This is a genomic window from Comamonas flocculans, assembly GCF_007954405.1.
Lineage (GTDB): Bacteria > Pseudomonadota > Gammaproteobacteria > Burkholderiales > Burkholderiaceae_C > Comamonas_C > Comamonas_C flocculans.
In genome coordinates, this window is the sequence record NZ_CP042344.1 from 797,081 (window position 1) to 816,993 (window position 19,913).

Annotated in this window: 20 protein-coding genes; 4 read left to right on the top strand and 16 right to left on the bottom strand. The window is 67.3% G+C overall.

Annotation, left to right across the window (positions count from 1 at the left end; genetic code table 11):
* Positions 1 to 236 precede the first annotated feature (236 nt).
* The gene (gene orn / locus FOZ74_RS03940; RefSeq protein WP_146911847.1) at positions 237 to 815 is read right to left on the bottom strand and encodes an oligoribonuclease; all 579 of its coding nucleotides are present in this window, start codon (positions 813 to 815) and stop codon (positions 237 to 239) included.
* 219 nt (positions 816 to 1,034) lie between these two features.
* On the opposite strand from orn, the gene FOZ74_RS03945 reads away from it, so the two are divergent.
* The 4 genes from FOZ74_RS03945 (at position 1,035) to FOZ74_RS03960 (ending at position 5,290) form a co-directional block, all read left to right on the top strand.
* Positions 1,035 to 2,324 (top strand): M48 family metallopeptidase, encoded by a 1,290-nt coding sequence (locus tag FOZ74_RS03945; protein ID WP_146911848.1) that lies wholly within the window; start codon positions 1,035 to 1,037, stop codon positions 2,322 to 2,324.
* Positions 2,321 to 2,656: a 4a-hydroxytetrahydrobiopterin dehydratase gene (locus FOZ74_RS03950; protein ID WP_146911849.1), complete on the top strand. Its 336-nt coding sequence runs from the start codon at positions 2,321 to 2,323 to the stop codon at positions 2,654 to 2,656. Before FOZ74_RS03945 ends, FOZ74_RS03950 begins: the two co-directional genes overlap by 4 nt.
* The gene (gene rsgA / locus FOZ74_RS03955) at positions 2,653 to 3,594 is read left to right on the top strand and encodes a ribosome small subunit-dependent GTPase A (protein WP_146911850.1); all 942 of its coding nucleotides are present in this window, start codon (positions 2,653 to 2,655) and stop codon (positions 3,592 to 3,594) included. Before FOZ74_RS03950 ends, rsgA begins: the two co-directional genes overlap by 4 nt.
* Before the next feature lie 166 nt (positions 3,595 to 3,760).
* Positions 3,761 to 5,290 carry a catalase gene (locus FOZ74_RS03960; protein WP_146911851.1) on the top strand — a complete coding sequence of 510 codons (1,530 nt, stop codon included), beginning with the start codon at positions 3,761 to 3,763 and terminating at the stop codon, positions 5,288 to 5,290.
* 127 nt (positions 5,291 to 5,417) lie between these two features.
* Here the strand turns inward: FOZ74_RS03960 and FOZ74_RS03965 are convergent, their stop codons facing one another.
* From FOZ74_RS03965 to FOZ74_RS04035, 15 genes are all read right to left on the bottom strand, one after another.
* A complete protein-coding gene (locus FOZ74_RS03965) occupies positions 5,418 to 6,398 on the bottom strand; it encodes a CobD/CbiB family protein (protein WP_146911852.1) in 981 nt (326 codons plus the stop codon).
* Between the two features lie 28 nt (positions 6,399 to 6,426).
* Positions 6,427 to 7,122 (bottom strand): CoA pyrophosphatase, encoded by a 696-nt coding sequence (locus tag FOZ74_RS03970; RefSeq protein WP_146911853.1) that lies wholly within the window; start codon positions 7,120 to 7,122, stop codon positions 6,427 to 6,429.
* Between the two features lie 299 nt (positions 7,123 to 7,421).
* Entirely contained in the window at positions 7,422 to 7,667 is a 246-nt protein-coding gene (locus FOZ74_RS03975; protein WP_146911854.1) for a DUF2274 domain-containing protein, read from the bottom strand.
* Positions 7,664 to 8,935: a TraB/TrbI/VirB10 family type IV secretion system protein gene (locus FOZ74_RS03980; RefSeq protein WP_146911855.1), complete on the bottom strand. Its 1,272-nt coding sequence runs from the start codon at positions 8,933 to 8,935 to the stop codon at positions 7,664 to 7,666. The genes FOZ74_RS03975 and FOZ74_RS03980 overlap by 4 nt, the downstream gene beginning before the upstream one ends.
* Before the next feature lie 2 nt (positions 8,936 to 8,937).
* Positions 8,938 to 9,939: a P-type conjugative transfer protein TrbG gene (trbG, locus tag FOZ74_RS03985; protein ID WP_146911856.1), complete on the bottom strand. Its 1,002-nt coding sequence runs from the start codon at positions 9,937 to 9,939 to the stop codon at positions 8,938 to 8,940.
* A complete protein-coding gene (gene trbF, locus FOZ74_RS03990) occupies positions 9,936 to 10,640 on the bottom strand; it encodes a conjugal transfer protein TrbF (protein WP_146911857.1) in 705 nt (234 codons plus the stop codon). Before trbF ends, trbG begins: the two co-directional genes overlap by 4 nt.
* Positions 10,641 to 10,675: 35 nt before the next feature.
* A complete protein-coding gene (gene trbL / locus FOZ74_RS03995; RefSeq protein ID WP_146911858.1) occupies positions 10,676 to 12,022 on the bottom strand; it encodes a P-type conjugative transfer protein TrbL in 1,347 nt (448 codons plus the stop codon).
* Positions 12,019 to 12,318: a hypothetical protein gene (locus tag FOZ74_RS04000; protein WP_146911859.1), complete on the bottom strand. Its 300-nt coding sequence runs from the start codon at positions 12,316 to 12,318 to the stop codon at positions 12,019 to 12,021. Before FOZ74_RS04000 ends, trbL begins: the two co-directional genes overlap by 4 nt.
* A gap of 11 nt (positions 12,319 to 12,329) precedes the next feature.
* Positions 12,330 to 13,085: a P-type conjugative transfer protein TrbJ gene (gene trbJ, locus FOZ74_RS04005; protein ID WP_049395578.1), complete on the bottom strand. Its 756-nt coding sequence runs from the start codon at positions 13,083 to 13,085 to the stop codon at positions 12,330 to 12,332.
* The gene (trbE, locus tag FOZ74_RS04010) at positions 13,082 to 15,556 is read right to left on the bottom strand and encodes a conjugal transfer protein TrbE (RefSeq protein ID WP_146911860.1); all 2,475 of its coding nucleotides are present in this window, start codon (positions 15,554 to 15,556) and stop codon (positions 13,082 to 13,084) included. The genes trbJ and trbE overlap by 4 nt, the downstream gene beginning before the upstream one ends.
* A gap of 12 nt (positions 15,557 to 15,568) precedes the next feature.
* Positions 15,569 to 15,841, bottom strand: a complete 273-nt coding sequence (locus FOZ74_RS04015) for a VirB3 family type IV secretion system protein (protein ID WP_146911861.1) — start codon at positions 15,839 to 15,841, stop codon at positions 15,569 to 15,571.
* Positions 15,838 to 16,230, bottom strand: a complete 393-nt coding sequence (locus FOZ74_RS04020) for a TrbC/VirB2 family type IV secretion system protein (protein ID WP_146911862.1) — start codon at positions 16,228 to 16,230, stop codon at positions 15,838 to 15,840. Before FOZ74_RS04020 ends, FOZ74_RS04015 begins: the two co-directional genes overlap by 4 nt.
* Complete coding sequence (trbB, locus tag FOZ74_RS04025; protein ID WP_146911863.1) at positions 16,227 to 17,279, bottom strand: P-type conjugative transfer ATPase TrbB; 1,053 nt, start codon at positions 17,277 to 17,279, stop codon at positions 16,227 to 16,229. Before trbB ends, FOZ74_RS04020 begins: the two co-directional genes overlap by 4 nt.
* On the bottom strand, positions 17,276 to 17,740 hold the full coding sequence (locus FOZ74_RS04030) for a CopG family transcriptional regulator (protein ID WP_146911864.1): 465 nt from the start codon (positions 17,738 to 17,740) through the stop codon (positions 17,276 to 17,278). The genes trbB and FOZ74_RS04030 overlap by 4 nt, the downstream gene beginning before the upstream one ends.
* Positions 17,737 to 19,749: a conjugal transfer protein TraG gene (locus FOZ74_RS04035; RefSeq protein ID WP_146911865.1), complete on the bottom strand. Its 2,013-nt coding sequence runs from the start codon at positions 19,747 to 19,749 to the stop codon at positions 17,737 to 17,739. Before FOZ74_RS04035 ends, FOZ74_RS04030 begins: the two co-directional genes overlap by 4 nt.
* Between the last annotated feature and the right edge of the window lie 164 nt (positions 19,750 to 19,913).

Genomic DNA, 19,913 nt, shown 5'->3' on the forward strand with positions numbered 1-19,913 from the left:
GCCGCGCGGATATTGCCCGCAGCGGCCATGTCAGTGGTTCATGGAAACAACATCAACCATCTGACGCAGACAGGGTGCCTGCAGACAGGCGCCCTGGTGGATTGTTTGCGCCAGCACGCGGGCGTGCCGGCAATCCGGTGTGAGAAGGGAGATGCACAAAAACTGCGCGAAGGCGTTTCGCGCAAGCCCGCGATTATCGCACGCTACGGGTTTACCCGCAAGGAGCGCCCAGGCGCTCAGTCACGCAACCAGTGCGCGCGGTAGTGCTCCAGCTCGTCGATGGATTCGTGCACGTCGGCCAGCGCGGTGTGCTTCTGCGCCTTCTTGAAAGCCTCGGCCACCGCGGGCTTCCAGCGCTTGGCCAGCTCCTTGAGCGTGCTCACGTCGATGTTGCGGTAGTGGAAATAGGCTTCCAGCGCCGGCATGTATTTGACGAGGAAGCGCCGGTCCTGCCCTATGGTGTTGCCGCACATGGGCGTGGTGCTTTTGGGCACGTAACGCTGGATGAACTGCAGCAGCTGCGCCTCGGCCTGCGCCTCGGTGAGGGTGCTGGCGCGCACCTTGTCGACCAGGCCGCTCTTGCCGTGCGTGCCCTTGTTCCAGGTGTCCATCGCGTCCAGCAGCGCGTCGCTCTGGTGAATCACCAGCACCGGCCCTTCCACGCGCGGCGTGAGCTGCGGGCCGGTGACGATGACGGCAATCTCCAGCAGCCGTTCTTTTTCGGGATCGAGCCCCGACATCTCGCAGTCCAGCCAGACCAGGTTCTGATCGGACTTGGCCAGCTGCGGCTGGGCGAATTGTGCGGTTTCAGTCATGGGCGCGATTGTCACCCATCGCCTGGCCCGGTCTTGTCCCAAGGCGACGCTGAGCCAGTCCCCGCGATGGCGCGTGCCCACCCTGGCGAGGGGCTGCGAGGCGCAAACCGTAGCGAGCCCAAGCCATTGCGAGGGTTTGCAAAGCCGCAGACCGCCGCAGGCCGGGATGCGCGACGCGCGAAGGGCTTGCCCGGCCTTGCCCTTAAACTGTCGCGAACCATGCCTTCGCTGCTGTCACCCTCCCTGCTTTTCACCTGTCTGTTCACGGCCGCGCTGGTGCTCGGCCTGCTGCTCAAGGTCTGGCTGGCCAGCCGCCAGATCCGCAGCGTGGCGCGCCACCGGGGCGCGGTGCCGGCGGATTTTGCCGGCCACATCACGCTGGCGGCGCACCAGCGCGCAGCCGACTACACCATCGAAAAGACCCGCTTCGGCCTGCTGGAGCTGGCGCTGTCGGCCGCCGTCGTGCTCGGCTGGACGCTGCTGGGCGGGCTCGATGCGCTGAACCAGGCGCTGCTGGCCTGGCTGGGCGGCGGCATGTGGCAGCAGCTGGCGCTGCTGGCGTGCTTCATGCTGATCGGCAGCGCCATCGAGCTGCCCCTGCAGTGGTGGCAGACCTTCGTGATCGAGCAGCGCCACGGCTTCAACCGCATGACCCCCCGCCTGTGGCTGGCGGACCTGGCCAAGTCCACCGTGCTGGGCGCGCTCATCGGCCTGCCGCTGGCGGCGCTGGTGCTGTGGATCATGCAGGCCACGGGCCGCCTGTGGTGGCTCTGGGCCTGGGCGGTGGTGGTGGGCTTCAACCTCGTGATGATGGTGGCCTGGCCGCTGTGGATCGCGCCGCTGTTCAACCGCTTCGAGCCGCTGCAAGACGAAGCGCTGAAAGAGCGCGTGGCCGCGCTGATTGCGCGCTGCGGCTTCAAGGCGCGGGGCTTCTTCGTGATGGACGGCAGCCGCCGCAGCGCGCACGCCAATGCCTATTTCACCGGCCTGGGCCACGCCAAGCGGGTGGTGTTCTTCGACACGCTGCTCAGGCAGCTCTCGCCCGACGAGGTGCAGGCGGTGCTGGCGCACGAGCTCGGCCACTTCAGGCACAAGCACGTGCTGCGCCGCATGGTGGGCGTCTTCGCGCTCAGCCTGCTCGGCTTTGCGCTGCTGGGCTGGCTGTCCACGCGCGCCTGGTTCTATACCGGGCTGGGCGTGCAGCCCAACCTCACGCTCGATGGCAGCGCGCCCAACGACGCGCTGGCGCTGCTGCTGTTCATGCTGGCGGTGCCGGTGTTCACCACTTTCATCACGCCGCTGTTCACCCAGCTGTCGCGCCACGACGAGTTCCAGGCCGACGCCTACGCGGTGCAGCACACCAGCGGCGCGGACCTGCGCAGCGCGCTGCTCAAGCTCTACCAGGACAACGCCTCCACGCTCACGCCCGACCCGGTGTACGCTCGCTTTTATTACTCCCACCCTCCGGCCAGCGAGCGCCTGGCGCAGCTGGCCACCGCAGCCCCATGACGACGATGTTTCCAAAGAAAGACTGGTCCGACCAGACCCGGCGCGCGCTGTCAGCTACCGAAGTGGTAGCACAACTGGCCCGGCTCTCGGGCTGGACCCTGCAAGGCGACGGCGCCGACGTGGCGATGGAGAAGACCTTTCGCTTCGCCAATTACTTCGAGACCATGGCCTTCGTGAACGCGCTGGCCTTCATCGCCCACGCGCAGGACCACCACCCCGACCTCTCGGTGCACTACGACCGCTGCGTGGTGCGGCTGAACACGCACGACGTGGGCGGCATCTCCGCCACCGACATCGAGTGCGCGCAGAAGATCGACGCCCTGCTTGCATGAGCGATGCCACCGGCCTGGTGGTCGCGGCCTTCGGGCGCCACTGCGTGGTTGAAAGCCCGGACGGCGCCCGACGCATCTGCCACCCGCGCGGCAAGAAGAACCTGCCGGTGGTCGGCGACCGGGTGCTCTGGCAGGGCGCGCGCCACGGCGATGGCGAAGGCACGGTGGAAAAGATCCTGGAGCGGCGCAACCTGCTGTACCGCCAGGACGAAGTGCGCAGCAAGTCCTTTGCCGCCAACCTGGACCAGGTGCTGATCCTGGTCGCCGCCGAACCCACGTTCTCCGAAAGCCTGCTCACCCGCGCGCTCATCGCCTGCGAGGCGGCCGGCGTGCAGCCCGTCATCGCGCTGAACAAGAGCGACCTGGTGGCGCCCTTCGCCCAGGCCTGGCAGCGCCTGTGGCCCTACCGCCACATGGGTGGCGACGGCGATGGCGCGCACCACTACCAGGTGCTGCCGCTGTCGCTCACCCAGTCGGCCGAGGTGGACCGCAAGGCGCTGACGCAGCTGCTGCACGGCAAGACCACGCTGGTGCTGGGCCCCTCGGGCGCAGGCAAGAGCACGCTGGTGAACCTGCTCGTGCCCGGCGCCGAGGTGCTCACGGGCGAGCTGTCGCAGGCCCTGGGCGCCGGGCGCCACACCACCACCAGCACCACGCTGTACTGGCTGGACGGCGCGCGGCGCAGCGCGCTGATCGACTCGCCGGGTTTCCAGTCCTTCGGCCTGAACCACATCGCCGCCACCGACCTGGCGCGCCTGATGCCGGACTTCGCCCTGCACCTGGGGGGCTGCCGCTTCTACAACTGCACCCATCTGCACGAGCCCGGCTGCGCGGTGCTGGCCCGGGTGGCCGAGGGGCAGGACAGCCAGGGCATCAGTCCCTGGCGCCACCGCATCTACCGCGAACTGTTCGCCGAACTCAGCGCCCCGGCCTACTGAACAAGGCGCCCACACGCCCGTTGCCCCTGTCGATGGCCTGCTTGCCATCGGTTGATTTTGGCTATCGTCAGCATCGGGAAAATCCACCCCCGAAAGGGCGAATCGCACCTACCATGGCGACGTCGGACACACCGATATCCGCAAACCGCCATCGATGGAGATCCCCATGCAGGACAAGACCCCCAAGTGCCCCGTCACCCATCTGACCACCGATTTCGGCGCGCCGGTTGCAAGCAACCGCGACAGCCTCACCGCAGGCAGCCGCGGCCCGCTGCTGGCGCAGGACGTGTGGCTCAATGAAAAACTGGCCAGCTTCGTGCGCGAAGTCATTCCCGAGCGGCGCATGCACGCCAAAGGCTCGGGGGCGTTCGGCAGCTTCACGGTGACGCACGACATCACGAAGTACACCCGCGCCAGGATCTTCGAGAAGGTCGGCAAGCAGACCGAGCTGTTCGCGCGCTTCACCACCGTGGCCGGCGAGCGCGGCGCGGCCGACGCCGAGCGCGACATCCGCGGCTTCGCCCTGAAGTTCTACACCGAAGAGGGCAACTGGGACATGGTGGGCAACAACACGCCGGTGTTCTTCATCCGCGACCCGCGCCAGTTTCCCGATCTGAACAAGGCGGTCAAGCGCGACCCGAAAACCAACCTGAGGAGCGCCACCAACAACTGGGACTACTGGACGCTGCTGCCCGAGGCGCTGCACCAGATCACCATCGTGATGAGCGATCGCGGCATACCGGCCAGCTACCGGCACATGCACGGCTTCGGTTCGCACACCTACAGCTTCTGGAACAAGGACGGCGAGCGCTTCTGGGTGAAGTTCCACTTCAAGACGCAGCAGGGTATCCGCAACCTCACGGACGCCGAGGCCGAGGCGCTGATCGGCCGCGACCGCGAAAGCCACCAGCGCGACCTGTTTGACGCGATCGCGCGCGGCGACTTCCCCAAGTGGACGATGTACGTGCAGGTGATGCCCGAGGCGGACGCCGAAAAGGTGCCCTACCACCCGTTCGATCTGACCAAGGTCTGGCCGCACGGCGACTATCCGCTCATCGAGGTGGGCGAGTTCGAGCTCAACCGCAACCCGGAGAACTTCTTCCTCGACGTGGAGCAGAGCGCCTTCACGCCGGGCAACCTGGTGCCGGGCATCGGCGTGAGCCCCGACCGCATGCTGCAGGCGCGCCTCATCAACTACCCCGACGCGCAGCGCTATCGCCTGGGCACCAACCACCAGCAGATTCCGGTCAACCGCGCACGCTGCCCCGTGGCCAGCAACCACCGCGACGGTCAGGGCCGCGTGGACGCCAACTACGGGGCGCTGCCGCACTACGAGCCCAACAGCTTCGGCCAGTGGCAGGCCCAGCCCGAATTTGCCGAACCGCCGCTGCGGATCGAGGGCGACGCGCGCCACTGGAGTTTTCATGCGGACGACGCCAACTACTTCGAGCAGCCGCGCAAGCTCTTCCAGCTCATGAACGCGGCGCAGCAGCAGGCGCTGTTCGGCAACACCGCCCGCGCCATGGGCGACGCGCCCGTGTTCGTCAAGCAGCGCCACATCCGCAACTGCCACGCGGCCGACCCGGCCTATGGCGCCGGCGTGGCCCAGGCGCTGGGGCTGGACCTGCAGGAGGCGCTGGCTTCCAGGGCGCAGGACCCGATGAACGGCAACCCGCTGGTGGCGCTGCCGGTCTGAACGCACCCGGCCGCCACGGCGCGCTCCTTTGTTTGAAGGTGCTTGCGCCGTGGTGGCGCCGTTTCAAGAGAAAAATAGCCGAAACGCCTGTGGGACAAGCGCTGCAAGCTATCAATTCAGATGGCTACTAGCTGAGCACGCGCGCCAGGCTGAGCAGCGCCAGCACCAGCATCCAGATCACCACGGAGCGCCACACCAGCCCCACCACGCTGCGCAAATGCCCCACCTGCGGCAGCTGGCCAGGGGTGGCGTCGCTGTCGCCCAGCGGCCCGCCGGCCTCGAAGGCGGCGCGCACCGCGCCGCGGCTGCGCAGGGCCACGCCGCCGAGCTGCACGCCGATCGCACCGGCCGTGGCCGCCAGCACCACGCCGTCGCTGTCGCCGGGAAAGCGCTGGGCGTGAAAGCGCCAGCCCTCGATCGCGTCCTCGAAGCTGCCCACCAGCGCAAAGCACAGCGCGGTCAGGCGCGCGGGCAGCCAGTCCATGCATTGCCAGGCACGCGCCGCGGCCCGGGTCAGCGGCTCGCTCGGCGGATGTTCGGGCACGGCCGCATTCGGCCCCCAGTGGCGCGAGGCGAACTCCGCCATGCGGTAGAGCACCGCCCCGCTGGGGCCCAGGCCCAGCATGGCCAGCGCGCAGAACCAGGCGAGCACGCCAAACACGTGGCGGTGCGCGGCGATCACCGAATACTCGATCACGTGGCGCACGATCTCGCTGCGCGGCAGCTGCGCCACCTGCACCTGCTTCCAGTCGGCCAGGCGCTCGCGCGCCAGCGCCACGTCGCCGTCCTCCAGCGCGTCGCGGATGCCGGTGAAATGGTGGCTGAACTGGCGAAAGCCGAGCGTGATGTAGAGCACCACCACGTTCCACAGCAGCGCCAGCGGCCAGCCCACCTGGTAGAGCAGCAGCCAGTACACCAGCAGCACCACGAGCGGCGGCACGCCCACCGCCAGGCTCCAGGTGAGCCAGCCGTGCAAGCGGCTGCCGGCGTCGAAATTGCGCCGCGCCGACAGCGCCCAGGCGCGCAGGCCTTCGTGGATCGGGTTGCTGCGCGCCAGCGGACGCGCCTGGTCCAGCAACAGCGCAAGCACGATGGCAAAGAAATTCATGCGCCAAATGATAGCGGGCGCCGCCGCCTCAGGCGGCCATGAAACGGTAGAAGTTGCGCAGCATGCCGGCGGTGGCGCCCCAGATGAAGCGCGTGCCCGCACCGTCCTCGTAGGGCATGGCGTACCACTGGCGCTGCAGCCCCTTCCAGCGCAGCGTCTGGCGCCGGTGGTTGGCCGGGTCGAGCAGGAAGACGAGCGGCACCTCGAAGATGTCGTCCACCTCGGCCGGGTTGGCCTGCAGCGGCATGTCCGGCTGCACCAGCGCCACCACCGGCGTGACCAGGAAGGACGAGCCCGTCTCGTACACCGGCAGCGCGCCCAGCACCTCCACGCCGCTGCGCGCCAGCCCCACCTCTTCGTGGGCCTCGCGCAGCGCGGTGGCGGCGGCGTCGGCGTCCTCGGGGTCGCTGCGCCCGCCAGGGAAGGCCACCTGCCCCGAGTGCGTGGACAAATGCTGCGTGCGCAGCGTGAACAGCACCGTCGGCTGCGCGCGCAGCACGATGGGCACCAGCACCGCCGCCTGCGCCGGCTGACGCACGGCGTAGCGGGGTTCGCGCTGAATCTCGGGGGTCCAGACCGGCGGGCGGGCAAAGCGCTCGCGCAGCGCCTGCGGCGTCAGCGCCGAAGGCGCGACGGGCGGCAGCGCGCAGGTGTCGCCGACCAGCGGCAGGCTGCGCGGATCAAATTGCGGCAGGACAAAGTCGGGGGCGGCAGAGGGTTTCACCACGGAGCATTCAGACAACAAAAAATTGCTCGTGTCAAGCCCTGAGTGGAAATTGCCCAAGGCTTGAAACTCTATATGGGACGCTAGGTTAGCTCTGTTTCGGGCAGTTTGGATTGACTGCTGCGTTGTGGGCTAGGTGCCACATAAGAGCGACGAGGGAGAAAGCTGGAGCGCGTTGCATCGGGTACGTTTCCCAACAGCAGGCCGACTTGCCTTTCTCTATAGTAGCCCAACTACCCCCCGGAACGACAAAGCGCAGCCTCGGGCTGCGCTTTGTCGTTGAAGTGACGGCAAGGTCGTCAGGTCTGTTTCTGCGGAACGACCTTGGCGGTCGTTCCTTTCCTGAATCCCCGATCCCCCGCCATGAATGCCTCCAGCATGTGCGGGATCAGCGTCGCCGCATCGACCGTTTCGCCGTAGGTCTGCGCATGTAGCGCGGCATAGCGGTCAAGGTCTGTCTTCAAGCCAGCGGGGCATGCGAAGGTCAGCTTGACACTCTCGGTCTTGGGCAGCGGCCCCAGCCGCAGCTTCTTGGTCGTGTTCATCGCATCGCTCCCCTATTGAAGAACAGCGGCTGGTACGGCCGCAGTACCAAATCGCGGTTGACGATGATGCGAACCGGCAGGCCGGGCCGTTCGGTCAGCGTCGGCTGGATGTTCATGTTGCGCCGGGTCATCTCCTGGCCTACCTGGTTCACGCTGTCCTGCAAGCTGCCCTGTCCGGCGATGATGACGCGGTTGCCATCCTGCCGGTTCTGCGGCGCGGCCAGCTCGGCACCCACGCCCAGCAGCGTGGTCAGCGCCGCTCCGGCAAAGACGCGATCCCAATGCCAATCGACACCATCCTTCAGGCCGGCGTAGCCGGCCGGGTCGGTGCCCGCCAGGTTGTCGAGCTTCAGCGAAGACGTGTCGGGCAGGATGATGCGGCTCCACACCACCTGCACGCGGCTCTGCCCATAGCTCACCTGGCTGTTGTACTTGCCCAGGATGCGCGAGCCCTGCGGAATCAGCAGGAACTTGCCCGTCGCCGAGTCATAGACCGGCTCCGTCACCGTGCCGATCACGTCGCCCGGCAAGTCCGACTTGATGCCCGTGACGAGAGCACCCGCGATCACCGTCCCGGCCATGACTTGATACGGCGAGGCCGGCATTTGCAGATTGCCGGAATTGCGGGTTTCCATGGAACCGCCTTTCAGGAACGCCTCCTTCTGGTCCTGCCGGTTCTGCGTCGCGGTCGGGTCGGTTGGCTGGGCCGCCGTCGAGGCAGGCCCGGCCGCCAGCGGATCGAAGCCCGCCAAGGCGCCGGCAGCGCCCGGCACCGCAGGCGTGGCCTGGGCCACCGTGGCGGCGCCCTTGCCCTGCTGGCTTGAGCGGAAGAACACCGCCGAGGCAGCCGCCGCTTCGGCTTCCTTGCGCAAGGCGTCTTCGGGATCATGGCCCGGCGGCGCATAGGTGGGCGCCATCGGCTGCTGCGAGGCCACGATGGCCGGACCAAGATCACCCGGCAGCGGCGGGCCGAGTTCCGGTACTTTCGGCAGCTTCGAGTAGTCCGACGGCAGGCCGTCCAGCCCTTCGGACTTCGAGACGCGATCCACGTTGTACAGCTCGGTCTGTTCGCCCGCGCCGCGCCGATGCGGTTGCAACGACCAGATCGTCGCTCCCAGCACCGCGACCGAGAGGCTCCCGACAAGGACGGCCAGCGTGCGCCGGTTCAGGCGCGTGACCGGGCGCGGCTGCGCGCGTAGCGCCATCGCCTCGGGTGCCACCTTGCCGGCCTGCGGTGCGGCATGGTCGGAAATGTCGTCCTGGCTCATGGTCAGTTCCTCCGCGCGCCGTCCGTGCGCTCGATCCGTACCACGTCGCCCTTGTCCCCGCCCAGGCGCAGCTCGGCCGCGCCAAACAGACGATCCACGATGTAGTACGGCGGGCGGAATCGGTAGTTGACGAGCTGGCCATCGCCCTGCGCGCCGATCACGAACAGCGGCGGCAGCTCGCCTTGGGCGATGCCCGGCGGAAACTGGATGTAGACCTTCTCCCCGTCATCGAAGGCGCGCAGTGGCTTCCACGGCGGATTGCTGCCGCTGACCGCGTAGCGGAAGCGGATCTTCTCCAGCAATAGGCCGCTATCCACCGGCGCGGCAGCGCTGGCCGCCTGCGCCTGGCGCTGCAAAGCCAGCATCTTGTCCTTGGGGTACTCCCAGGACACCGAGGCCATCCACGTCTTCTCGGTCGAAGTCAGCTCCAGCAGATAGGTGCGTCGGCTTGTGGTGATGACGAGATTCGTCTTCAGGCCCGAGCGGATCGGCTTCACCATCACATTGACGCGCAGCACATCGCCGCTGCCGCTCGATGTGTCGCCCACAATCCAGCGCACCGTGTCGCCGGCGGCGACCGTCACTAGCTCCTCGCCGGGCTGCAGCGCGATCACGGTCACGCGGCCCACGGCCGCATAGACCTGGTACAGCGCGCCATCGGTGAAAGGCCAGACCTGAATCGCGTTGACGTAGCCCTCGCGCGTGGGCGCAATGCGCGCCTCGGCATTGGCGCGGGCCACGCGCACGGTTTCATCGGCAGGTTCCGCAGTAGGCTTGGCGTCATCGGCCTTGGGCACAGGCTTCATCTGTGCCGGCATCGGCAACACCTCGGGCACGGTCACCACTTCCACCGGCTTCGGTGCCTCGGGCAGCGGGTGGGCCTGTACGGGCTCATCAAGCGAGATGACCGGCGGCGGTTTCCCCTGCGTGGCGCAGCCCGAGAACAGGATGGCCGATGCCAGCAAGATCACCGGCAAGGCGGATCTACAGAAAACTGCATTCATGGTTTTGCTCCTTCGTTTCCTTCCAGTTCACGGCTCCACGACAGACCGTTGACGTAGATGCCCAGGGGGTTCTTGCGCAGACGCTGCTCGGTGCGCGGGGTCTGCTGCACGATGGAAATCACCGCGTTCCAGCGTTCGGTGCGATCCAGTGCGCCGTTGACGTAGCGCGTCTCTGTCCAGCGCACGTTGAAAGACGTGTCGCTGGCGCGGGTCACGCTGGTGATCTGCACCGTCACCGACTCCTTGCCGATGCGCGCGAACGGATCGTTCATGCGGGCGTACTCGTTGAGCACCACGGCGCCCTTGTCGGTGGTGTAGTTGTAGGCATCGAGCCAGTTCTGCCGCACCACGATGGGGTCAATGGACAGCGAGCGCACCAGGCCAATGAAGCGGCCCAGGTGGTAGGCCACCTGGGCATCGCTGGGCCGGTACGGCGTGGCGGCTTCGCCCACGGTACGCACCTGCCCAGCTTGATCGACCTCGATCACATAGGGCGTCACGATGGACTGCGCCGAGCGCCAGACCAGGCCACCGGCCATCAGCAGCGCGAGCGCAAGACAGCCGAAGGCCATCAAGCGCCAGTTCTTCGCCTGCACGCGCGGCGAGCCGATGCGCTCGTCCCACACCTGGCCGGCGGCTTGGTACGGAGTGGCGGGCTGCGGCGTATCGGCGTAGCGCACCTGGGGTCTTTTGAATCGCATGAGGGTTCTCCTTGAGGATCAGGAATCGAAGGTGGTCATCCGTCGTCGCGCAGGCTCGGCCCTTGGCTGGAGCTGCCGCCATCGCCACCGCGCAGCGTGTGGGCGGCGGTCGTCGCGGCATGGGTGAGTTGTTGCCTGCGATGCAGGCGTTTGGCCCAGGCGGGCTGTTCGGCGGCTGCAGGCGCTGCGGAATCGGCTGCACCCCGCGAGCCGCCAGACGGGGCGGCGTCATCGGGCCGGAAGGCGGCCGCGACGCGCTCCTTCATCGAACGCGCGCCATCGGCCACCTTCTGCCCGGCGGCCTGCGCGCCGGTCTTGGCGACATTGCCCACGCCAGCGGCTGCGCCTTTGAGGCCACCGCCTGCGGACGCAGAGCCAGCCTGGAACGCCGACCTTGCGCTGCTGGCCGCCCCGGCAGCGGCACGCGCACCGCTGCCGGCCAGCTTGGCCGCAGCCGGGGCCATGCGTGCGCCGGCAGCGACGGCGCCACCGACGCCCGTGGCCGCTGCGCCCACAGCAACCGCAGCGCCGGCCGCGCCCAGCGCGGCACCGGCCATCGCGCCCGCGCCGAGCTGCGGGCCGCCCGACACCAGCCCGGTCGCAATGCCCGGCCCGAAGATGCCCAGCGCCAGCAGGGTCAGCGAGGCCAGCATGACGACGACCGCATGGTCGATGGACGGCTCGGCCGGCTGCACCTGGAACTCGGCGAACAGGCCCGAGCCGATACCGACGATGACGGCCAGCACCAGCACCTTGATGCCCGAGGACACCACGTTGCCCAAGACCTTTTCAGCGAGGAACGCGGTCTTGTTCCAGAGCGCAAACGGCATCAGCACGAAGCCCGCAAGCGTGGTCAGCTTGAACTCGATCAGCGTGATGAAAAGCTGGATCGCCAGCACGAAGAAGCACAGCAGGACGATCAGCCAGGCGAGGAACATCACGACGATGGGCGTGATGTTCACGAACACCTCGGGGAATCCCGTCATGTCGCCGATCTGTTTGAGGATCGGTGCCCCGGCGTCGATGCCGACCTTGGCCAGCCTGCCCGGTTGCAGGAAGTTCTCCATGCTCAAGGTCGAGCCGCTTGCCGTCAGGCCCAGGCCCGCGAACGAACGGAACACGATGCCGGCCAGCCAGTTGAAGTTGCCGATGATGTAGGCGAAGGCGCCGACGTAGAGCACCTTGCGGATCAGCTTGGCGATCACGTCCTCACCCTGGCCGGTGGCATGGCCCATCGCCCAGAACAGGCCGGCGATCGTCATGTCGATGACGATCAGCGTGGCCGTGAGGAACGCCACCTCGCCATGCAACAGGCCAAAGCCCGAGTCGATGTAGCGCGAGAACGTATCGAGGAAGCGGTCAATGATGGTTACGTCGTTCATGGCGAGTCCTCCTGCCCAGGCCCGTTGTCATCGGCGGGCTCATCGAAGCTGGGCGGAATCGGCGGCAGGTCGGCGAGCGTCTGGTATTCGCCGGGGCCGGCCTTGCCGGAGAGAAAGCGGCGCAGGTCGGCTTGCGCCACCTGCGCGCAAAACGCGCCGCCGTGCTCGCCCGCACGGTACTGCACGCGCAGTGTGTGAAGCCGGGACGGGTCAGCGGCCAGCGCATCCACCGCAGGCGGCCGGTCGCAGCCTGCCAACAGGGACGTGAGAGCGAACAGGACGGGCGCGTTCTTCATGGCTGTCCCCGTCAGCGGTTGTAGAAATTGACGGGTTGCGGCGTGTACGGCGTGCCTTCACCCAGGAAGCGGCGCGTCACCTCGCGCCCGCGCTCCGTGGCCGCGGCCTGCCGCGCCAATTCCAGCGAGGCGGCCCGGTCTTGCGTGATCTGGAGCCGCTGCGTCTGGATCGACTGCTTGGCCTGCAAGGCGAGCAACTGGTTCATGGCCTGCATCGCCTGCAACGCGCCTTCTGCCGACTGGCTCTTGCCCACGAGGTCAGCCAGCACGCTTTCGTCGTCGCTCAGGTTCTGCGACGCCTGGGCCTGCATTTGCATGGTGGTCTGCAAGCCGTTGAGCGTGTTCTTCCAACGCTCCTGCGCATCGAGGTACATCTGATTGCCGCTCACCGTGGCGGCGTACTTCTCGGGATACAGGCGCGCGAACTCGCGGTCGATGCTCGTCACGTCGTAGGCCAGGCCCTTGGCCTGCGCGATAAGCCGCTGGGTGGTCGCCAGGTTCGCGCGCAACTGGCCCACCACGCTGGACGGCAGGCTGGCCAGGTTGCGCGCCTGGTTGATGAGCATCTGCGCTTCGTTCTGGAGCTGGCGGATCTGGTTGTTGATCTGCTCCAAGGTGCGAACGGCAGTGAGCGTGTTCTGCACCAGATTGGTCGGGTCGAGCACGATGTCGCCGACGCCGAACAGCGCGTGCGCGGGCTGCGCGATGCCGAAGGCGAGCACGCAGGCGGCGGTCAACGCGGCGAGCTTGGAAGCATGGGTTTTCATGGCTGGTTCTCCTGCGGATGGGTGGGAACAAAGGCGGCGCCCGGCGGCGTGCCGGGAAAATCTCGCAGCAGCTCGGCCGCCCAGTCGAGGCTGCGGTGGCGCAGCCACGCGGCTGCGAACGGGGAAGACGCTGCGGAGCTGGCATCGACTGCGGCGAGCACTGCGTCCATGTCACGCTGGTCTTGCGGCGTGGAGGCGCCCGCGAAGGCCAGCGTCGCCGGCCCCAGGTCAAGGTCGAACAAGCGGTTGCCGAGACGGGATTGGTAGTAGTAGTCGCGCTTGGGTTGAGCGGTGGCGACGATCTCGATCTGCCGCGAGTTCAGGCCGAAGCCCTCGTAGATAGCTCGAATCTGCGGTTCGGTCGCCTGCGGATTGGGCAGGAAGATTCGGCTGACGCAGCTTTCGATGATCGCGGGCGCGATGCTCGAATCCTTGATGTCGGCCAGGCTCTGCGTGGCGAAGATGACGCTGACGTTCTTCTTGCGCAGCGTCTTGAGCCACTGGCGGATGCGCGCGGCAAACACCGGGTCATCCAAAAACAGCCACGCTTCATCGAGGATCAACAGCGTGGGCGCTCCATCGAAGCGTTCATCGAAACGCGCAAAGAGGTAGTGCAGCACGGCCATAACGGCGGCCTTGCTGTGCATCAGCTCCTCCATCTCGAAGCACTGCACGTTGGCCATGCCGAGCCGGTCGTGGTCGGCGTCCAGCAGCTTGCCGTGCGCGCCGCCGAGCACATAGGGCGCGAGCGCCTGGCGCAGCGCGTTCGATTGCAGCAGCACCGACAGGCCCGTCATCGTGCGCTGCGCCACCGGCGCACCGGCGAGGCTGCCGAGTGCAGACCAGATCGCGGCCTTCTCGTCCGGCCCGACCGCCACACCCTCGTGCCGCAAGCGGCCTTCGATCCATTCGGCCGCCCAGGTGCGGTAGCTCTCGCGGTCGATGCGGGCCAAGGGCTGGAAGGCGATTTCTCCATCCATGCCCAGGTCGTAGTGCTCGCCGCCCAGCCCGAGGATCGTGGCGCGCATCGAGCGCCCCATGTCGAAGGCGAAGATGCGCGAGCTGGGGTAGCGGCGGAACTGCATCGCCAAGGTGGCAAGCAAGACCGACTTGCCCATGCCGGTCGGCCCCGCGACCAGCGTGTGGCCCACGTCGCCGATGTGCGTGACCAGCCGGAACGGCGTGGCGCCATCGGTGCGCGTGACGATCAGCGGCGGGCCGCCCAGGTGGTCGTTCTTCTCCGGCCCGGCCCATACCGCCGACACGGGCATCAGGTGCGCCAGGTTCAGCGTCGAGACGATGGGCTGGCGCACATTGGCGTAAGCGTTGCCGGGGATCGAGGACAGCCAGGCATCGACCGCATTGAGCGTTTCGGGGATCGTCACGAAGCCGCGTCCCTGGATGACACGCTCCACCATGCGCAGCTTCTCGTCGGCTGCGCCGACGTCCTCGTCCATGACGGTGACGGTCGCCGTCAGGTAGCCGAAGGCGACTTGATCGCTGCCCAGCTCCTGCAGGGCGGCGTCCGCGTCGGCGGCCTTGTTGCTGGCGTCCGTGTCCACCAGCGGGCTTTCCTGCTGGAAGATCGTTTCGCGCAGCAGCGCGATGACGTTCTTACGTTTGGCGAACCACTGGCGGCGCAGGCGGGCGAGTTCTTTTTCCGCCTCGGATTTGTCGAGGCACAGAAAGCGCGTGCTCCAGCGGTACGCAAATCCCAGGCGGTTTAGGTCGTCCAGAATCCCCGGCCAGGTCGAGGTCGGGAAGCCCCGCACTGTCGCAATACGCAGGTGCTGGTCTCCCAACATGGGCGCAAGGCCGCCGACCAGCGGGGCATCGGCCAGCAGCGCATCGAGGTGAAACGGCACTTCAGGTACGCCCACACGGTAGCGCCGCGTCGAGATAGCCGCGTGCAGGTGGGTCAGCGTCTGGCTGTCGTCCAGCCAGGCGATTTCCGGCATCACGCCGTCGAGCAGGTCAAAGACCCGTTCCGTCTCCGCCACGAAGGCGGTCAGGCGCTCGCGCCAGTCCACGCCTTCGGTGGGACGGTTCTCGTACAACATGCCCGCCGCGCGGGCGTGGGATTCCTCGGGCGGCAGGTACACCAGCGTCAAGTGGTAGCCGCTCTCGAAATGGGTGCCCGATTCCTCGAACGCTGCCCGGCGTTCCTCGTCCACCAGCCACGACAGCGGCTCGGGAAACTCCGAGTGCGAATAGCCGGCGGCAGCGCGGCGCTCGGCTTCGATGAACAGCGCCCAGCCCGAACCCAGCCGGCGCAGCGCGTTGTTCAAGCGCGCCGACGTGGCGATCAGCTCGCCTTGCGTGGCGCTGTCGAGGTCAGGCCCGCGGAATCGGGCCGTGCGCTGGAAACTGCCGTCCTTGTTCAAGACGACTCCCGGCGCGACCAGCCCGGCCCAGGGCAGCCAGTCGGCCAGCAGCGCGGGCCGCTGGCGGTATTCGGCGAGGTTGAGCATGGCGGCGTCTCCTCACACGTCCAGCAGCGGGCGGTGCTTGATGTGCCGGGCGAACACGGCCATGAACTGCGGATCGACGCGCGCACCCCAGACCGCCAGCGCATGGCCGACGATCCAAAGCACGACGCCAGGAATCCACAGTTGCAGGCCCAGCCCGACGGCGGCGGCCAGCGTGCCGTTGGCAATCGCCACGGTGCGCGGTGCGCCGCCCAGCAAGATCGGCTCGGTGAGCGAGCGATGCAGCGGCACCTCGAACCCGGCCGCGAAGGTGTCCGGGCCGCTCATACGACAGCCCCGCCGGAGAAGCTGAAGAAGGACAGGAAGAAACTCGAAGCCGCGAACGCGATGGACAGACCGAACACGATCTGGATGAGCTTGCGAAAACCGCCTGACGTGTCGCCGAAGGCGAGCGCCAGGCCCGTGGCGATGATGATGATGACCGCGACGATGCGCGCCACCGGCCCTTGAATAGACTCCAAGATCGACTGCAACGGGCCTTCCCACGGCATCGAGGAACCGGCGGCCTGCGCGGTTCCGGCCAAGAACAGCAGAAACGCCGCCAGCATCAGCCCTTGCGCCGCAGGGCGGGCCAGGTTGTGCAGCCGCGACAGCGTGAGCAGGCGCAAAGCCGGATTTATAAAAAAACGGAAAGCAGGAACGATCATCTGCGTCATGGCAGTTCTCCAGGTTGGTCAAGGGACGGGGAAGTCGCCGCAGCGGGTGCGGCATCGGGGATCGGCAGAAGCTCGGGAAACGGCGTCTCCAGCGCGTCCGCCAGTTGATAGCCCACGCCGTCGAAGCCGACGACGCGGGCGATGCTCTCGATGCGGCGCTTGCGTCCACGTCCGGCGATATGGATCACCATGTTGACCGCCTCGGCGATCAGCGCACGCGGCGGGTTCGCCGCCACTTCGAGAATCAGTTGCTCCAGGCGCAGCAGCGCGCCCAGCGCGGAACCTGCGTGGATCGTGGCGATGCCGCCGGGGTGGCCGGTGCCCCACACCTTGATGAGATCCAGCGCCTCGGCGCCGCGTACCTCGCCGACGACGACACGATCAGGGCGCAGGCGCATGGTCGAGCGCACCAGTTCCTGCATCGACACCACGCCAGCGCGGGTGCGCAGCGGTACGTGGTCGCGGGCCGCGCATTGCAACTCCACCGTGTCTTCGAGCACCAGCACGCGGTCGCCGGTGGAGGCGATTTCGGCGAGCAAGGCATTGGCGAGCGTGGTCTTGCCGCTGCTGGTGGCCCCGGCGATCAGAATGTTCTGGCGCTCGCGCACGGCGCGCACCAGAAACGCCGCCTGGGCGGCGGTCATCATTCCGTCCTCGATATACCGCGACAGCGGGATCACGTTCGCAGCGCGCTTGCGCAGCGCAAAGGCTGGCCCCGGTGCAGCAGGCGGCAGGATGCCCTCGAAGCGCTCGCCCGTCTCGGGCAATTCAGCCGACAGCAGCGGATGGCTGCGATGCACCTCCGCGCCGACGTGGGCCGCAACCAGCCGGATGATTCGCTCGCCATCGGCTTCGGGCATCTCCACACCCATAGGTGCGCGGCCCGATGACAGGCGATCAACCCAGAGAGTGCGGTCAGGGTTGAGCATGATTTCCACCACGTCGGGGTCTTCGAGCGCGGTGGCGATCAGCGGCCCCATGGCCGTGCGCAGCATCTGGATGCGCCGGTCGAGCGACGTGGCACTCATGGATTGGGGAGCGGCGCTCATGACGCACGCTCCCGCGCCTGGGCGGCCGCCGCCGCATCCTCCGTCCGCACCGGATCGGGATGCAGCTCCTCCACCACGTCGCGCACCAGGCTGCGCCCGCGCATCAGGTGGCGGCCGAGCTGCTCTACGAACTGCTCGAAGCGCGCCTTCCCCTGGGCGCGGGCCGCGTCTTGGTGTGCCTGGGGAACCGGCGTGCTGACGGTCAGGTAGTAGCGAATGAACAGTGCTAGCGTCTCGATCTGGATGTTCTGATCGCGCTTCATGCGCTCGGCCTGGCGCGACAAGCGATCAAGGCGTTTGGCGATGGCTGCCTCGCGCTGGTCGGCCGCATCGGGCGACAGCCACGATGCGAGCGCCGCCGCGACGATGGACGACTTCGACACGCCTTTCTTGGCGGCCAGTTCATCGAGTCGCTGGGCGTGCTCGGGCTGGATAAAGAGGTTCAGCCGGTAGTGACTCATAGCTCGATTCCGTCGTTGGGGTTCAGCGATGCCAGCCGGGCCGTGCGCTGCATGGCCGGGTCGAGCTGGCGCGGGAGGGGAAGCGGCAGGTCGTCGTCGTCATCGAGCAGCCCGAGGTCGGCAGCGGGTGCGGCCAGCTCGGGGTCGTAGGCGACGGCCTCAGTTAGCTCGAGCTGGCGGCGTGGGCCGCCGTCGTCGGCGGAACCGATGCCGTCGGCGGATGCCGTAGTCGGTGCAGTGGGCGTTGGTGGGATTGCCAGCCCGCTCCAGTCGTCGGGGCGCAGCGGCGGTGCGTCGGCGTACTGGCCGCCCGCCAGCGCGGGCGGTGCTAGCACGCGCCGCTTGAAATTGGCGTCGGCGTAGTAGCGCAGCTTTTTCGCCCGGATCGGTGCGACGCTGGACACCATCACCACGGCATCGTTCGGTGGAAGCTGCATGACTTCGCCCGGCGTCAGCAGTGGACGCGCCGTGTCCTGGCGCGACACCATCAGGTGACCCAGCCACGGCGCGAGCCGATGGCCCGCGTAGTTGCGTTGCGCGCGCAGCTCGGTCGCGGTGCCCAGCGTCTCGGAGATCCGTTTGGCCGTGCGTTCGTCATTCGTGGCAAACGTCACCCGCACATGGCAGTTGTCCAGAATCGAATGGTTCTGGCCGTAGGCTTTGTCGATCTGGTTGAGCGACTGCGCGATAAGGAAGCTGCGGATGCCGTAGCCCGCCATGAAGGCCAAGGCTGTCTCGAAGAAGTCGAGTCGGCCCAGGGCCGGAAACTCATCGAGCATCAGCAGCAGCTTGTGGCGGCGCTCGATGCCGTCGGAGCCGTCCAGCGATTCGGTGAGCCGCCGCCCGATCTGGTTGAGGATCAGGCGGATGAGCGGTTTCGTCCGCGAAATGTCGGAAGGCGGCACCACCAGGTACAGCGACACCGGATGCTCGGCCGCGATCAGGTCGGCGACGCGCCAGTCGCAGCGCGACGTGACTTCGGCCACCGTGGGGTCGCGGTACAGGCCGAGAAACGACATGGCGGTGCTCAACACACCAGAACGCTCGTTGTCCGACTTGTTGAGCACTTCGCGCGCCGCCGAGGCGACGACGGGATGCGGGCCACCACCTTCCTCGTTCACGAGGTGCGGCGTGGTCATCATCCGGTGCAAGGTCAGCTCGAAGGGGCTGGCCGGGTCGCTGAGGAAGTTGGCGACGCCGCGCAGCGTCTTGTCCTCGCCCGCGTAGAGCACGTGCAGGATCGCGCCGACCAGCAGGGCGTGGCTGGTCTTTTCCCAATGGTTGCGCTTCTCCAGCGCGCCTTCGGGATCGACCAGAATGTCCGCGATGTTCTGCACGTCGCGCACTTCATGCGCGCCGCGCCGCACCTCCAGCAGCGGGTTGTAGGCCGCCGACTTCGCATCCGTGGGGTTGAACAGCAGGCAGTGGGAGAAGCATGAGCGCCAGCCTGCGGTGATCTGCCAGTTCTCACCTTTGATGTCGTGGATGACGGCGGACGCGGGCCAGGAAAGCAGTGTCGGCACCACAAGGCCGACACCCTTGCCCGAGCGTGTGGGTGCGAACGTCAGGACATGCTCCGGGCCTTCGTGGCGCAGGTATTGGCGATCATGCTGGCCGAGGAACACGCCCGCTGGCTGCGTGAGGCCCGCCTTGCGAATGTCCTCCGCGTTCGCCCAGCGTGCCGAGCCATAGGTCGTGACGAGGCGCGATTGTCGCGAGCGCCATATCGACATGCCGATGGCAACCAGCACGGCGACAACGCCGCTGCCGCCAGCGATGGCTCCGCCGGTGTCGAAGATTTCCGGGGTATAGGCGCCGTAAGAAAACCACCACTCAAACAGCTTCCACGGGTGGTAGATCGGCGTGCCAAGAAAATCGAACCATGGCGAGCCCAAGCGTAGCTGATAGCCAAGGGCTGCTGCTGTCCATTGTGTGGCGCCCCACACTCCGGCGATCACGATGCCGAATACCACGGCGATCTGACCGAACAGCACGTTCGTCCCCTGCATGACCCTGCCTCCGATCACGGCACACGGAGGTGCCGCAGCACTGAGGATCAAGGCCCACGCGCAAGTTGGTCAAAGGCCGTTGTGGCGACGATTCAGGCCAAAAAGATCAGAGTTCCTACTGGGAAAAGCACAAGAAAAGCGCCGCAAACGCGAGCGCGTTGCGG